Genomic DNA, 16154 nt, shown 5'->3' on the forward strand with positions numbered 1-16154 from the left:
GAAAAAACCTAACCGTCCGGAAGATACAATCAATTTGATCTATATGTAAGCCTGCCGCAAGGCTTCCCCGACCGCGCCGCCGTTCCGGCGCGCGATGACATGGTCTGGGGGAACAGCATGGCACTCGATCTCGCGCATCACGCGCTTGGCAGCACGACCGATTTCGGCCTTCCGGCGATCGGCGGAACGGAGGCGGACGTTCTGGCCTTCGACGCGCTGACCGATGCGCAATCCGTGACGCTCCGGCCCAAGGCCGACGCACAGGTCGCCGAATGGGCGCTGGCGATGGATCTCTACATCCCGTCGACCGCCGGGTCCTATACCGGGCTGGTGCAGACCGGCGACGGCGATGCCGAGCTGTTCCTGAAACGCGGGGCGGATGGCGCCGCGCTGGGCATTTCCGGCGTCTACGAGGGTCAGGTGCCGTTCGATACCTGGGTCCGCGTCGCGATGACCGTCACGCTGGAAGACGGCGACACGGTGCTGCGCAAATTCGTCGACGGCGCGCTGGTCGGCACCCAGACCCTGGGTGTCACCGACCGCTGGACCATCGACCCCGAAATCGGGCTCCGGCTTTTCACCGACAATGACGGCGAGACCTCGGCGGGCTTCGTCTCGTCGATCTTCTTCATGGCGAACCCGCCGGATGCGGAAACCGTGGCAGCGGCGCTGGCCGCGGCCCCCGCCCCCGCTGCGGGCGGCTTCTTCCCGGTCGCGCCCGGCGCCGACGCGGTCGAGGTCACCTTTGCGGGCGGCACCGTCGCCACCCGCTATGGCGAGGCCGAGGTGATCCTAGAAGGCTCGGACTATCGCACGCCGGTCGCCCTCGGCGACAGCCGGATCGGCCATGCCGCGCAATTCGGCATCGAGGCCCCCGGCGGCGACAGTCCGGTTCTGAACTATTCGGCCTTCGAGGCTGGCGAGGGACTGCATATCGCGCCGCCCGCGGGCACCCCGGACCTGACCGATTTCACCATGGTCTGGGATATCCGCACTGACGCCACCGGCGGCTTCCAGTCGCTTTTGCAGCTGGACGCGGGCAACACCTCCGACGGCGATTTCTTCATCAACGGCAGCGGCGGCATCGGGATTTCCGGCGTCTATTCCGGCGCGGTCCCGGCCGAAAGCTGGACCCGGATCGCGCTGAGCGTGAAGGACAACGGCGACGGCAGCTCGACCCTGTCGAAATTCATCGACGGCACCCTGGTCGGCACCCAGACGGTCGATACCGCGCGGTTCACCGTCGATGCCTCGACCGGCTTCCTGATCCTGACCGACGAGGACGGCGAGACCGCCGCAGGCTATCTGGCCCATTTCGCGCTGTCGGGCGCGGCACTCAGCCCCGCCGAGATCGCCGCGCTGGGCAGCGTCGATGCCGACGGTCCCTTCGCCGAGGGCCAGGCGCTGGTGCAAATCGGCTTCGACGGGCACGAGCCCACCGCCGAATTCGGCCGGGGTGGCGTCACGCTGAACGACGTCTCGGACGACACGCCGGTCGAGCCAGAGGTTTCGGGCGGCATCCGCGACATGCTGGTCAGCCTCAGCGACGAGGCCCGGCACTACGATCTGACCGAGGTCTTCGGCGAGGGCGCCCATGACTTCGCGGTCACCAACAGCAACGGCGACGCGGTCGGGGCCAGCATCGAGAACGGCATCCTCACGCTCGACTTCGACGCCTATGGCCTGTCGGACCTGGTGATCACCGCGCATGGCGCCAATGGCGAAAGCCTCGAGGACCATGTGCGGGTCCGCGTCGCGGGCGAGAACGCCTATACCATCGCGGTCTTCCCCGACACCCAGGACTACACCTCGAACCCCTATATCGAGCATGTCTTCAGCGAGATGACCCAATGGGTCGCCGACAATGCCGAAGGCAAGAACATCAACTTCCTGACCAATGTGGGCGATGTCAGCCAGTGGTCGGCCACCAACCAGTTCGACATCGCGTTGTCGGCCTATGACATCCTGCGCGAGGCCGGGGTGAACTTCTCGATCGTTCAGGGCAACCACGACATCGTCAACAGCGCCGGCAACCTGCGCGACACCTCGAACTTCAACGACGCCTTCTCGGTCGGCTACATGTCCGAGGACCCGACCTTCGGCGGCGTCTACGATGCCGAGCCCGAGCGCTATGACAACAACTACCACCTCTGGACCGCGACCGACGGCACCGGCTGGGTCACCATCAACCTGGAATTCGGCCCCCGCGACGACGTTCTGGCCTGGGCCGACCGGGTTCTGACCGACTACGGCGACCGCAAGGCGATCATCGTCACCCACAGCTACAACAACTTCAACGGCCGCCACGACCCGCTGGGCTCGGACCTCGAGGGCGAGGGCGCGGGCTATGACTACTGGCTTGGCGCCGATCCCGAAGGGGCGTGGGATGGCGAAGAGATCTGGCGCGACGTGGTGTCCTCGCACGCGAATGTCGTCTTCGCCTTCGGCGGGCACATCTTCGGCGACGGCGCCGAAACCGTGGTGTCCTACAACGACTACGGCAACAAGGTGTACCAGTTCCTGATGAACTATCAGAACGGGGTCGCGCTGGAGGCCACCGAGGGCGGCAATGGCGGCAACGGCGCGATCCGCCTGATCACCGTCGACCCCGACAACGACGCGATCTATACCGAAACCTACTTCACCGATCTCGACGAGTATTTCACCGGCCACCGCGAAACCGAAGAGGCCAGCCGCGACGGGCTGACCGGGTCCTATGTCGGCCACCAGGAAGAGTTCCACGACGCGGATATCGGCGAACGGGCGGCGCAGGCCGAGGCCGATGCGGGCGCCGACCTGCACATCACCGCCGATGCGGGCGCCAGCACCGCGACCGTCGCCCTGTCGGCCGCGGCCTCGGCCGACCCGGACGGCGACATCCTGTCCTGGACCTGGACCGACGAGGACGGAAAGGTCGTGGCCACCGGCAAGGAGACCTCGGCCGAGCTGGGCGCGGGCATCCACGATCTGACCCTGACCGTCGAGACCGCCTCGGGCGTCGTCAGCCGCGACGACCTGCGGGTCATCGTCGAGACCGACGATGTCTGGCTGGTCGAGACCTTCGACGACGGCATCGCCCAGGGCTGGGTCAACCCCGCCGTCGCCCAGCCCGATCTGGCCAAAGTCGGCACCGATCTGGGCTTTGGCATCGGGTCGATCAACGGCGTCGGGCAGAAGCCCCTGACGCTGTCCTTCGACAGCCACTGGCGGCCCGAGGACTCGCAGACCGCCGAGGTGCTGGTATCGGTCGATGGCGGCACCCCGACCGCGATCCTGCATTTCGACAGCGCCAATACCACCGATGACGGGTCGAACCAGAACGAACGGATCTCGCTCGACTTCAAGGTGCCCGACACCGCGGCCTCGGTCGAATTCTTCTGGAAGATGAGCGAGGCCGGCAACGACTGGTTCTGGGCGGTCGACAACATCGTCCTGACCGATGCCGAGGGCACGGTGCTGATGGCGCAGGATTTCGACAGCCTCGCAGACGACCTGCAACCGGCGGTCGACGAAAACATCCCTTCGGACGTGCTGGGCTGGACCCATGACGCGCCCGAGGGCTGGTCGGTCGACACCCCCGACAGCGTGCCCCGCGGCACCGACGAATGGCGCGGCTGGAGCTTCACCACCTCGAAGTTCTGGACCTCGGCCGACGGTCAGGACCGGGCCGACTTCACCAAGGGCTCGGGCGTGATCGCGGTGGCCGATCCCGACGAATGGGACGATTTCAACGGCGGCTCGGACACCGGCACCGACTTTGAAACCACGCTGGCCTCGCCCAAGGTCTGGCTCGGCGGTGCGGGCGCCACGGCCGAGGCGGTGGGCGTGCTGAAACTGCCCGCGCTCGGCCAGACCGAGGCGCTTCATGTCACGACCGGCGCGACCGGCCAGATCGCCGAATACACGCTGATCTTCGATCTCTATGTCGGCAGCGGCCAGGGCGCCTGGACCGCGCTGTTCCAGACCGACCTCACCAACGCGACCGATGGTGAGCTTTTCATCGCCAATGGCGGCATCGGGATTTCGGGGCAATATGACGGCAGCCTTGCCTATGACGCCTGGAACCGCGTCGCCTTCAGCGTCAAGGTCGAGGACGGCGCGCAGGTTCTCAGCAAGTACATCAACGGCGCCCTGGTCGGCACCCAGGTGGTCGATGCGAATGTCGCGGACGGGTCGCGCTGGACCATCGACGGCGAAAAGGGCTTCCTGCTCTTTTCGGACGAGAACGGCGAAACCAGCGATCTTTATGCCGCCTCCGTCGCCTTCACGCCCGAGGCCCTGGACGCAGAGGCCATCGCCGCGCTGGGCGGCGTCGATGCCGATGGCCCGCTCTCGGGCGACCAGCCCGAAGGCGCCGTGCAGCTGTCCTTCGACGGCGCGCTCGATGCCACCGATTTCGGCACCGCGACGGTCGAGATGCTGGACCTGTCCGACGCCCGCCAGCTTGGCAACTTCGCCGTGATCGGCAGCGCCATGGCCGATGGCGACACGGTGGGCGCGCCCGAGGCCGCGCTTTACGACCGGTCGAACGGTACCGACAACCTCGTCGTCTGGGAGGGCGGCGCCTGGACCGACCTGACCTTCGAGACCACGATCCGCTCGATGGACGACGACACCATGGGCGTGGTCTTCAGCTTCGACGGGGACGGCAGCTATTACCTGCTGAGCCTCGACAACCAGACCAATGCCCGCCAGCTGATCCGGGTCGAGGCCGGAACGGCCACGGTGCTGGCCTCCGAGGCGGGCGGCTACACCTTCAACGACGAACAGGATCTCGCGGTGACGCGGGTCGGCGGCCGGATCGTGGTCACGCTGGACGGGGTGGCGCTGTTTGGCGGCGCGGTCACCGACAGTGCGCCGCTGGGCGCCGGGACGGTCGGGCTTTACAGCTCGAGCCAGCAGGGCGCGATCTTCGACGATGTCGTGGTCCGCGCCCCGCAACTGAGTGCCGATGCCGGCCCCGACCGGATCGTCATCGACTGGGACGGCGACGGGCGGGAAACGGTCGCCCTGAACGGCGCCGCCTCGATCCTGCCCGCGGGCGCGGCCGAGGCGCTCTGGACCGGGCGCGACCTTGACGCTGCGGGTCTGACCGTCGAGGCCACCGCCACGGCCGGGCGCAACAGCTTCGCCCTGACGCTCGACGGCACCGCCTCGGACGCGGTGACGGTCGATCTGGCCAGCGGCGACCGGCTGATCGCGGCCGACCGGTTCGAGGATGGCGACGCCACCGGCTGGACCATCGTCGATGCGACCGAGATCGCGGGCGACGGCACCGCCGCCACCGGCACGGCCGACTGGCAGGTGATCGACGGCGCGCTGGTCGAGACATCGGGCGCCTACAGCCGCGAGCTGACCTGGAACGGCGCCAGCCATCCCGATGTCTGGCAGCGCGGCTGGTCGCCTCTGGGCGACGGCACCTTCGCGCTGCACAAGGGCAGCTACGCGCTCTGGGACGGCGACGACGCCCTCACCGACTACGCGATCCGGGCCGAGGTGACGGCGCCCGAAGGCGCGGTCGGCTTCATGCTGAACTATGTCGACGAGAACAACTACTACAAGATCGAACTCGACGCCCGGGTGAACCTCTTCACCCTGGTCAAGGTGGTCGACAACTACGAGTCGATGATCGCCCGGGGCGCCACCAGCTACACGCCGGGCGACAGCTTCACCTTCGAGGCCCGGATCGTCGACGGCAAGATCTCGGCCACCATCGACGGCACCGACCTCTTCGCCTATCCGGTCGAGGATCACGACATCGGCGCGGGCCGCGCCGGGGTCTGGTCCTGGGGCGCGGCCGGGGCCAGCTTCGACGACATCGCCATCGTCGATCTGTCGTCCGACTTCGCGGTCGAGCTGCACGGCACGGCCGGCAATGACCGCTTGGTCGGAACCGATGCCGACGAGACGCTGTTCGCGGGCGCGGGCCGTCTGGACCAGATCTGGGGCGGCGCGGGCGCCGATACCTTCGTCTTCGGCGACGAAACCGCCAACGGCCAGCGCGAAACCGACCGGATCGCCGACTACCAGACCGGGATCGACCGGATCGACCTCGGCGGCGCCGAGATCCACCAGATCCGCGAAACCGCCGCGGGCGTCACGCTCTGGATCGGCGCCGATCTCGACCAGCTGGTGATCGCCGGGGTCGAGAGCTTCGACGATCTCAGCTTCGCCTGACCCTTTGCACCGGCCGCCCGGACGCCGGGCGGCCGCTTTCCCACAGATCTTTCAAGGAGACCTAAAGGTCATGTCCCTGTCCCTGCCGATGCCCGTCCTCGCCGCCGCCACCGCCCTTGCGCTGGCCACCCCCGGCTTCAGCGCCACGCTGACCGACACCGCCGCCGACGTCCTGTTCATGGGCGGCGACATCACCGCCGAGGCCACCGCCCCGGTCTTCGACGGCAGTTCGTTCAGCCCGCTCTATGCCGGGATCTTCGGCGGCGTCTCGGGCATCTGGGATCCGGCCTTCGTCCTGACCGTGCTGACCGAGGACGGCGCCGAGGCGCTTTATGGCGAGGCCGACAGCTACAGCTTCGATGGCGTCGACGATCTGAGCTTCGTCTTTACCGCAACCGGCAGCGCCGCCGATCTGTTCGGCGGCACCGTGCTGGCTGAGCTGCATTTCGATGCGCCGATCCCGGACCCGTTCGGCGCCACGGCCGACATCTATGCGACCGCGCGGCTGACCCTGTCGGCCCAGACCGCGCCCGCCCCGGTGCCGCTGCCCGCGACCCTGCCGATGCTGCTGGCCGCGCTGGCGCTGCCGGGTGTCGCCCTGCGCCGCCGCGCCGCCTGATCGCAGACCTGTGCCACGGCCCCCGCGGGGGCCGCGTCAGAACAGGAACCCGTCGATGTCGTCCGCGTCGCCCCCGTCGGCCGCGGGCGGCTCGTCCTCGCCCCCGGGCGTGGGCAAGCCCAGAACGGCATCGTGAATCCGGCGTTCCTGCTGCATCGTATAGACCCGCCGGATCCCCGCCAGCAGATCCCCGAAAGCCGCGACCTCGTCCGGGTCGGGCGTCCCGCCAAGGGTTTCCAGCCGCGCCACCAGCGCAGGCCAGCCATCGCCGCTGGCGCTGACCCGGTGGGCGCGCTCGGCGGTCTCGTCGAGGATCGCGATGGTCCGGGGGCAGGCCTCGGCCAGGGTCACGCCATGCGCCCGCAGCCGGTCGAGCACGGTTTCGAGATCGCTCGCCGCGGCCGCCGGATCGCCCTCGACCCCGCCACCCTCGGCGGTCCGCCGCCGGGTGTCGGCCACGGTCTTCTGCGCCCCGTCGAGGATGTCGCGGATCTGGGCGGCGGCGGCACTGGTGTCGGCCGCGACGCCGCTCAGTTCCTTGGCGATGACCCGCAGCCCGCTGGCCCGGTCGCCCAGCCCGCTGCAGCGGATCGCCATGTTCAGCCCCAGCAGCCGCACGTCGTGTTCGGTGCGTTCCAGGACGTCGATCCGCGACATCATCAGATGCATCGCATCGGCCGCGCCCTCGCCCAGCTGGCGGGCGGTCTCGCGGTTGCGGGCCTCGTCGTCCAGCAGCGGGCGGATCGAGCGCAGGTCCCGGACCAGCGCCGCCAGCGCTTCGCCGCTGGCCGCGAGCGTCCGCCCGGCGCGTTCGGTCCCGGCGCGCAGCACCGCGTCGGCATCGACCCGCATCGCTTCGAGAGCATTGACGAAATGCCCGACCTCGGCCACGAAATCCGCATGGGTCGCGCCCAGTTCGGCCGCCGCCAGCGGCCCCAGAAGCCCCGCCAGCCGCTCGGCATCGGCGGCATCGGCGGCATCGGCCAGCCGGTCGAGGATGGTCTCGACATGTTCCAGACGCTGGCGCGTCATGTCGCCCGCCTGCACCGCCGCGACCGCCTCGCCGACCTGGGCGCCGATGCCCGCCGCCAGCGTCGCCGACCTGTCGGCATGTTCCGCCGCCTGGGCGCGCTGGGCCTCGATGCTGCGCAGGTCCTCGTCCAGGCGGTCGCGGATCGCGGCCATGGTGCGAAAATGGCCGCGGCTGAATTCGGTCTGGGTGCGCCGGGTCTCGGCCACGGTGCGGCAGACCCGCTCATGCACCTCCGAAATCGAGCGCACGGCGGCCTTGGCCTCGGCCGCGATCCCGGCCATCTCGCTGGTGAAGGCGGTCAGATCGTTCTGGTCGGACTCGATGCCCGCCGCCACGATCCGGGCGTTGACCGCGACAAGCCCCAGAAGCCGGATCGCCGAATCCATCTGTTCCAGCGGCGTGCGCACCCGCTTGGTGGTCTCGGCCAGCCGGGCGATTTCGGCGTCGCCGGTGGTGATGCCCTCCAGCACCCGGCCGACCTCGTCGCGCAGGCGGCTGATCTGCTCGACCCCCTGCAGGAACGCGGGACCCTCGAATTCCAGCGCCATGTCGCGATGCGCGGCCGAGATGTCGGTCAGCAGATGCGCCCCGGCCATCAGACCGCTGCCCATCGCCAGAAAGGCCTGCTCGATGGCCTGGCGCGGCCCGGCGATATGGGCCGCGAACCGGCCCGAGACGATCTCGTCGAGCACCGCGGACCCGGGCGGGTCGGCGGGAACCACCCGGAGCCAGGCGGCCGCCGCGCTCATCGCGCACCCCCCGACCCGGCCCAGAATTGCAGGATCGCGGGCGCGATGCGCGGCAGCGGCAGGACCCGGGCGGCGGCACCCCGTTCGATGGCCTCTTTCGGCATGCCGAAGACCACAGAGCTTTCCTCGTCCTGGGCGACCGTCGCGGCGCCTGTCTCGCGCATTTCCAGCAGGCCCTGCGCGCCGTCATCGCCCATGCCGGTCAGCAGGATACCCGCCGCGCCGCTGCCCAGCTGCTGCGCGGCAGACCGGAACATCACGTCGACCGAGGGCCGGTGCCGGCAAACCGGCGGGCCGTCCGCGATGACGATGCGGGCATGGGCGCCCGCCCGCGCGATCATCATGTGGCGGTTGCCCGGCGCGATCAGCACCTGTCCGGGCAGGATCGGGTCGCCGTCGCGGGCCTCGCGCACGGTCATTGCGCACAGCCCGTCAAGCCGCCGGGCGAAGGCCGCGGTAAATCCTTCGGGCATGTGCTGGACGATGACGATGGGCGGACAGTCGGCGGGCAGCGCCTCCAGCACCTCGCGGATCGCCTCGGTGCCGCCGGTCGAGGCGCCGATGCAGACGATCCGTTCGGCCGCGACCACCGAGGGGCCGCGCCCGGGCCGGGCCGGCAGCATGGCATCGGCGCTGAGCTTCTTCTCGACCTGCATGCGCCGCGCGCGTCCCGGCCGGACCCGGGCCTGGGCGGCGGCCCGCGCGGTGTCGCAGATCATCATCCGCGAATGCTGCAGGAACTCGACCGAGCCCATGCGCGGCTTGGTCACCACATCGACCGCGCCCGCCTCCATCGCCTCCATCAGCGCGACCGAGCCCTCTTCGGTCAGGCTGGAACAGATCACCACCGGCAGCGGACGCTGGGCCATGATCTTGCGCAGGAAGGTCAGCCCGTCCATGCGCGGCATCTCGATGTCCAGAAAGATCACGTCGGGCAGTTCGCGGCCGATCCGTTCGGCCGCGGCATAGGGGTCGGCGGCGGTCCCCATCACCTCGAGGCAGGGATCGCTGGAAATGATGTCGCTGAGCACGCGCCGCACCGAGGCGGAATCGTCGACGATCAGGACGCGCCATTTCTTGCCGGAAAAGCTGGGTTGGAAAGTCATGGCATCCTCATTCGACCTGGAAGGTGGCGGGCGCGAGCTGGCGCAGCGGAAGTTCGGCCGCGATCCCGCTTTCGGAATGACCGAGAAACAGGAACCCGCCCGGCCGGATATGCCGGATCAGCCGCCCGACCACGGCGATCTGAACGTCGCGTTCGAAATAGATCAGGACATTGCGCAGGAAGATCGCGTCGAAATCGCTGTCGACGGCATAGCGCGTGTCCATCAGGTTGAGCCGCGCAAAGGACACCCGCGCGCGCAGTTCGGGCACGACCCGCACCTCCTGACGCACGGGGTCGCGCGCCTCCATGAAATAGCGATGACGCAGCCCCTCGGGCACCGGGGCCGCGAAGGCGGTGGGATAGATCGCCATCTTGGCATGGGCCAGAACGGCGGTCGAAATGTCGGTGCCCAGCACCGTGAAGTCGAAGCCCGGACCCCGCGCCGCCGCCTCGGCCAGCACCATCGCGATGGTGTAGGCCTCGGCCCCGATCGAACTGGCCGCGCTCCAGAGTTTGAGCCGGGTCCGGCGCCCGCCCCCGGCCCGCCCCAGCATCGCGTCAAGCCCGGGTCCCGCCAGAAACCGGAAATGATCGGACTCGCGGAAGAAGTCGGTCTTGTTGGTGGTCACCACGTCGATCAGGTGCAGCGCCTCGCGGTCAAGCCCGCCCTCCTGGAACAGGAACCGGCAATAGGCGGCAAGGTTGGGCTGACCGCAGGCCCGGACCCGCCGCCGAAGCCGCGCCTCGACCATGAGGCGCTTGGACGGCGGCAGCCGGATCCCGGTCTGGCGGTTCACCAGCGTGGCAATGCGCGAAAAGCTGCTATCGTCGATCCGGTCGCCGTCATCGGCACCGCCGGTCGGTCTCAGGGCTAGCGAAGAGGCCGTCATGGCGGGCTCCGTGAAAGATGGGTTGCAGGGCCGGGGCGTCCGCGACGCGGTCGAAAACCCGGGAGGGAGGCTCAGGCGGCGGCGCCGGAGGCCGCGGGCAGATCGGCCGCGGCGAACAGCCGGTCAAGATCGAGCACGGTCACGAAGGCCCCGTTGCGGCGGCCGACGCCCGCCACGAATTCGGTGCGCCAGGACGCGCCCAGATCGGGCGGCGCCTCCATCGTGTCGGCATCGAGCGCGGTCACTTCGAACACCCGGTCGGTCTTGAGCCCGATCCGGCGCGGCGCCTCGCCCACGCGGGCGTCCAGCACCATGATCCGGGTGCTGTGGCTGTCCTCGGCGGCGGGCAGCGCCAGGCGCTTGCGCAGGTCCATCACCGGCACGCTTTGCCCGCGCACGTCGATCATGCCCAGGAAATCGGCCGGGGCATGGGGCATCGCCGCGATCGACTGGGTTTCAAGGATTTGCTGCACCCGCTCGACGGGCACGGCGAAAAGACTGTCGGCGGCGCCGAGCGTCACATATTGGGTCTGGTCGGCCATTCTGATCTCCCGGGATCGGTCGGAGACCGGCCGCCTCGGCGAGGCGGCCGGAACTGTGGGATAGGGCGGCTCAGGCGGCGCCAGAGCGCATGAACTGCTGGTCGATGTCGTCATCGCCGCCCATGTCGAGCATGAAGCCCCCCGAGGCCTGGGACGGGCGCCGCCGGGCGGGCGCGGCGGTCTTGCGGATCGCGTCCTCGACCGGCGAACTGTCCGACCGGCGGCCGCGCTGCGCCACGTGATGGCTGCCCGCACGCCCGGCCATTTCATCGAGCGCGACACGGAAGTAGCCGATCACCTGCTGCAACTGGCTCGATTGGCTTTCCAGCTCTTCGGCGGTGGCCGCCATCTGCTCGGAGGCCGAAGTGTTCTGCTGGGTCACCTTGTCGAGTTGCTGGATCGCGACGTTGATCTGCGCGGCCCCGGCATTCTGTTCCTGGCTGGCATTCGAGATCTCGGCCACCAGTTCGGCGGTGCGCTGGATGTCGGGCACCAGCCGGGTCAGCATCTCGCCTGCCTGCTGCGCGGCCTTGACCGTATCGCCGGAGAGGCCCGAGATTTCCTGCGCCGCCGCCTGGCTGCGTTCGGCCAGCTTGCGCACTTCCGAGGCCACCACCGCAAAGCCGCGGCCATGTTCCCCGGCCCGGGCCGCCTCGACCGCCGCGTTCAGCGCCAGCAGGTCGGTCTGACGGGCAATTTCCTGCACGATCAGGATCTTCTCGGCGATGGTCTCCATCGCCTTGACCGCCTTGCCCACGGCATCGCCGCTGCTTTTGGCGTCGCCGGCCGACTGGCGGGCGATCTTCTCGGTCTGCGAGGCGTTGTCGGCGTTCTGCTTGATGTTGGCCGCCATCTCTTCCATCGAGGACGACACTTCCTCGGTCGACGAGGCCTGCTCGGTCGCGCCCTGACCCAGCTGCTCGGCCGCGGCCGACATCTCCTGGCTGCCGGAGCCCACGTTGCGGGACGAGACCGCAACCTCGGTGATCACCTCCTTCAGCTTGGCCACCATGTCGCGCGCGGCCGCCAGCAGGCTGTCGCTGTCACCTTCGCGGGTCGCCACCTTGACCTCGAGATTGCCGCTGGCGATCTCGCGGATCACGTCGCGGGCATAGTCGGGCTCGCCGCCCAGGGCGCGGGTGATGTTGCGGATCAGGAAGATCGCGGTACCGATGCCGACCAGCAGCGCCAGCCCGATCACCCCGAAGACCACCTTCTGCGAGGTTGCATAGGCTTCGTCGCCTTCCGCGCTGGCCGCACGCGCTCCGTTCGAGTTGAAGGCCACCAGTTCCGTCAGATCGGCCGTGACCGTATCGAACAGTTCCAGAGAGTCGCTCATATCGCGGCCGGCCAGGTCCTTCTGGTTGTTGCGCGAATAGCGCAGGATCCGCTTGGAGTTCTCGAGATAGTTCGTCAGCCTTTCGTTGAACTGGGCGTAAAGCTGCCGTTCCTCGGGCGCGATGATCAGCGCCTCATAGGCGGCGCGGCTGGCGTCAAGCTTGGCCCGGACGCCGTCGATATAGGTTTCGATCCGTTCGAATTCGGACTCGGTGGTGGCCAGAACATGGGCATACTCGCCGATGCGATACTTGGCCATGATCGTGTCGAGCTGGCGCACCTCGTCCACGCTGGGCAGCCAGTTGTCGGCGATGATCGTCGACTGCGCGTTGATCCGGTTCATCTGCAGGATCGCGACGCCCCCCAACAGGCTGATCAACAGCAGCAGGGCGCCAAAGGCGAGGGCGAGCTTGGCCCTGAGAGAGAGTGTCATTTCGCTTTCCTTTCGTCCGTGGCGAAGGACGGATCGCGATCCCCCTTCGATCCGAAGATCCGGCCCATGTCCGGGATGATGATGAAGTCGTCGCCATGCTTGCCGATGCCGCGCACGAATTCGGCGGGCCAGCGCATGCCGACCTTCGGCGCCTCCTCGACGGAGGCGTCCGAGATTTCGGTGACGTCGTGCACCTTGTCGGCGATGATCCCGACCAGCGCCGGTTCCCCGTCGAGGTCGATCTCGGTCACGACGATCCGGGTATCGGCATCGGGCGGGGTGCGCTCCATGCCGAACATGACCCGAAGATCCGCAAGCGGCACCACCTTGCCGCGCACGTTGATGACACCGTTCACGAAGGCCCGCGCATTGGGCACCTCGGTCACGGGAACCATGTCGAGGATTTCGCTGACGGTTTCGGCCGGCAGCGCGAAGACCTCGCCCTGAAGCCCGACGGTCAGGGCGCGCATCGCGGCGGGCCCGGTGGGCTTGTCGACGGCGCTCATGCCACCCTCCCCAGCTGCTCGCCGCGCAGGCGGCTTTCATAGGCCTGGCCGAAGCCGACCAGCGCGCTCACATCGAGGATCATCGCCACCGTGCCGTCGCCGAGGATGGTCGCGCCCGAGAAGGTCTCGACATCGGCATGCAGCTTGGACAGCGACTTGATGACGGTCTGGCTGTTGCCGATGATCTGGTCGACCACCAGCCCGACCCGCGCCTCGCCCGCCGAGACGATCACCACCTTCTGGTGCTCGGCCCGCTCGGCCTGGGTCCTGAACAGCTCGCGCAGCCGCAGGAACGGCACCAGCCGCCCGCGGATGTTCAGAAAGTTGCGCCCGGCGGCCTTGCCGTCCTGCGCGGCGGGCAGCTCGACGCATTCCTCGACCGCCGACAGCGGGATCGCGTAGCGCCCGGCCCCGACCTGCACCAGCATGCTTTCGATGATCGCCAGCGTCAGCGGCAGGCGCAGCGTCGCGACCGTGCCCTGACCGGGCGTGCTGGTCAGGTCGATGGTCCCGCGCAAGCCCTCGATGGTGCGCTTGACCACGTCCATGCCGACCCCGCGCCCCGAGATCGAGGTGACCTGGCTTGCGGTCGAAAACCCGGGATGGAACACGAACTGGTAAAGCTCCTGATCGGTCACCTTCTGGTCGGGCGCCAGAAGCCCGTTCTGCTCGGCCTTGGCGCGGATTCGCGCCGGGTCGAGCCCCGCCCCGTCATCGGCGATCGAGATCGCGACCTCGGCCCCGGTATGGGCGGCCGACAGCCGGACCCGGCCGCGGGCGGGCTTGCCCGCATGTCCGCGCGCCTCGGGCCCCTCGACGCCATGGTCGATGGCATTGCGGATCAGGTGGACCAGCGGATCGGCCAACCGCTCGATCATGGTCTTGTCCAGCTCGGTCTCTTCGCCGCTGGTGACGAAGTCGATCTCCTTGCCCAGCTCGCCCGAGAGGTCGTGCACCAGCCGACGGAAGCGCGAAAACAGCGTGCCGATCGGCACCATCCGAATGCCCATCGTGGTGTCGCGCAGCCCCGAGGACAGCCGTTCAAGTTCCTCGACCACGGCCTTGAGGTTCAGATCGTCCCCGGCCGAGGCGATCTGCGCCAGCCGCGACTGGGCGATCACCAACTCGCCGACCCGGTCCATCAGCTCGTCGAGCCGCTCGGCCGGCACCCTGAGCGACGAGGCGGCGCGGCCCTCGGCCTCGCGGCCACGCCGCGCCATGTCGGCGGGGGCCGCCGCCTCGGACGCGTCCTTCGGCGCCTGCGGCGGCTGCAGCAGTTCCAGCGTCAGCTCCATGCCGTCGCGCACGAAGAGGAAGACATCGTCGATCTGTTCGGCGGAGATCCCGGCCTCGAAGGTGACTTCCCAGCCCAGATAGGTGCCGCTCGGGTCCATCTCGTCAAGCGGCGGCAGCCGGTCGGTCAGCCCGACCACGCGGTCGGCCCCCAGCTCGCGCATCTCGTCCAGCAGCAAGACCGGATCGGTCCCGAAGGCGATGGCGTCGGGCGGCAGCCGGAACCGCACCCGCACCCCCCCTGCAGGCGCCGCGGCGGCCGGACCCTTTGCGGCGGGCGCGGCGCCCGTCTCCGGGCCGGTATCGACCGTCTGGCGCAGCGCCTCGAGGATCGGTGCGCCCTTCGCGGCGTGCTGACCGGGCTCGCCGACCAGATCGGCGATATGGTCCTTGGCCGCCAGCGCGATCACCACGAGGCCCGGGCTGATCGCCGCCTTGCCCTTGCGGACGCGGTCGAAGGCGGTCTCGAATTCATGCACGAAATCGGCCACTTCGTCATAGCCGAACATGGCGCCCGACCCTTTGAGGGTGTGCATGGCGCGGAAGCTGGCATCGACCAGCGCGCTGTCGCCCGGGTCGTGTTCGAGATCCAGAAGGGTCTGTTCCAGCGTGTCCAGAAGGTCGCGCGCCTCCTGGCGGAAGGTTTCGGCGGGATCGGCGGACAGGGTCATGCTCCGGCGACCTTCTTCACGACGGCCAGCAGCTGATCCTGCTTGAAGGGCTTGGCGATCCAGCCGGTGGCACCCGCCTCCTTGGCCTCGCGCTTCAGCCCGTCATCGGTCTCGGTGGTCAGGAACACGATGGGCACGCCCGCGCTCGAGGCATGGGTGCGGTACTTGCGGATGAAGTCGAGCCCGCTCAGCCGGGGCATGTTCAGGTCGGTGATGACCGCGTCGATCCGGTTGGCGACGGCCTTGTCATAGCCGTCCGCCCCGTCGACCGCCTCGATCACCTGATAACCTGCGGTTGTGAGGGTGTGCGCCACCATCTGAAGGATCGACGGCGAGTCGTCGATGGCGAGGATCGTCTTTGACATTGCAATTCTCCAAGATCTGGGGGGCTCGGATCAGGCGGCGCGCGCCTGACCCGGCAGGTCGAGACCAGCCCGTTCGAAGGCGGTCGCGCAGGCGCCGCCGGGCGGGGCGATCAGCGTGAACGGCCGGCCGGCCAGGGCCGCGTCCCGGGCCAGAGCCAGCAATATCTGTAGGATCGCCACATGCATGCCAGTCGCTTCGGTCGTGTCGACAACGATGGCGCCGCCCCCGCGCAGGGCCGCCAGGACCCGGTCGCGGATGCCGGCCGCGTCGCGCGGTCCAAGCTCATGCGCCAGGCAAATCTCTCCCGTTCCGATCATGTCGGGTGTTTCCGGGTCCATGTCTGCATCTCCGTCCAGGTTCGGGAAAAGACGAGGCTTTAGGCCTGTTCTGTTTCCGGACATTCGCGTTCTGGATGAGAAGCCGCCGGGCGAC

General features: G+C 68.7%; 11 protein-coding genes. 2 read left to right on the forward strand and 9 right to left on the reverse strand.

Annotation, left to right across the window (positions count from 1 at the left end; genetic code table 11):
• Window positions 1-117: 117 nt before the first annotated feature.
• Together EV657_RS15825 and EV657_RS15830 are read left to right on the forward strand one after the other, a co-directional pair.
• The gene (locus EV657_RS15825) at window positions 118-6177 is read left to right on the forward strand and encodes a LamG-like jellyroll fold domain-containing protein (protein WP_134078804.1); all 6060 of its coding nucleotides are present in this window, start codon (window positions 118-120) and stop codon (window positions 6175-6177) included.
• A gap of 70 nt (window positions 6178-6247) precedes the next feature.
• A complete protein-coding gene (locus EV657_RS15830; protein WP_134078806.1) occupies window positions 6248-6796 on the forward strand; it encodes a hypothetical protein in 549 nt (182 codons plus the stop codon).
• Window positions 6797-6832: 36 nt separating this feature from the next.
• On the opposite strand, the gene EV657_RS15835 is transcribed toward EV657_RS15830, so the two are convergent.
• The 9 genes from EV657_RS15835 to EV657_RS15875 form a co-directional block, all read right to left on the reverse strand.
• Window positions 6833-8578, reverse strand: a complete 1746-nt coding sequence (locus EV657_RS15835; RefSeq protein WP_134078807.1) for a hypothetical protein — start codon at window positions 8576-8578, stop codon at window positions 6833-6835.
• The gene (locus tag EV657_RS15840; RefSeq protein WP_134078809.1) at window positions 8575-9684 is read right to left on the reverse strand and encodes a protein-glutamate methylesterase/protein-glutamine glutaminase; all 1110 of its coding nucleotides are present in this window, start codon (window positions 9682-9684) and stop codon (window positions 8575-8577) included. The genes EV657_RS15835 and EV657_RS15840 overlap by 4 nt, the downstream gene beginning before the upstream one ends.
• Before the next feature lie 7 nt (window positions 9685-9691).
• A complete protein-coding gene (locus EV657_RS15845; RefSeq protein WP_113669950.1) occupies window positions 9692-10573 on the reverse strand; it encodes a CheR family methyltransferase in 882 nt (293 codons plus the stop codon).
• A 71-nt stretch (window positions 10574-10644) separates the two neighbouring features.
• Complete coding sequence (locus EV657_RS15850; protein ID WP_113669951.1) at window positions 10645-11115, reverse strand: chemotaxis protein CheW; 471 nt, start codon at window positions 11113-11115, stop codon at window positions 10645-10647.
• A gap of 70 nt (window positions 11116-11185) precedes the next feature.
• A complete protein-coding gene (locus EV657_RS15855; RefSeq protein ID WP_134078810.1) occupies window positions 11186-12886 on the reverse strand; it encodes a methyl-accepting chemotaxis protein in 1701 nt (566 codons plus the stop codon).
• Complete coding sequence (locus EV657_RS15860) at window positions 12883-13392, reverse strand: chemotaxis protein CheW (protein ID WP_108028083.1); 510 nt, start codon at window positions 13390-13392, stop codon at window positions 12883-12885. Before EV657_RS15860 ends, EV657_RS15855 begins: the two co-directional genes overlap by 4 nt.
• A complete protein-coding gene (locus tag EV657_RS15865; RefSeq protein ID WP_134078812.1) occupies window positions 13389-15356 on the reverse strand; it encodes a chemotaxis protein CheA in 1968 nt (655 codons plus the stop codon). The genes EV657_RS15860 and EV657_RS15865 overlap by 4 nt, the downstream gene beginning before the upstream one ends.
• Window positions 15353-15721, reverse strand: coding sequence for a response regulator (locus EV657_RS15870; RefSeq protein ID WP_075787314.1), 369 nt, complete (start codon window positions 15719-15721; stop codon window positions 15353-15355). The genes EV657_RS15865 and EV657_RS15870 overlap by 4 nt, the downstream gene beginning before the upstream one ends.
• Before the next feature lie 30 nt (window positions 15722-15751).
• Complete coding sequence (locus EV657_RS15875; RefSeq protein ID WP_108028085.1) at window positions 15752-16060, reverse strand: STAS domain-containing protein; 309 nt, start codon at window positions 16058-16060, stop codon at window positions 15752-15754.
• Window positions 16061-16154 lie beyond the last annotated feature (94 nt).

The organism is Rhodovulum visakhapatnamense (assembly GCF_004365965.1).
Taxonomy (GTDB): Bacteria; Pseudomonadota; Alphaproteobacteria; order Rhodobacterales; family Rhodobacteraceae; genus Rhodovulum; species Rhodovulum visakhapatnamense.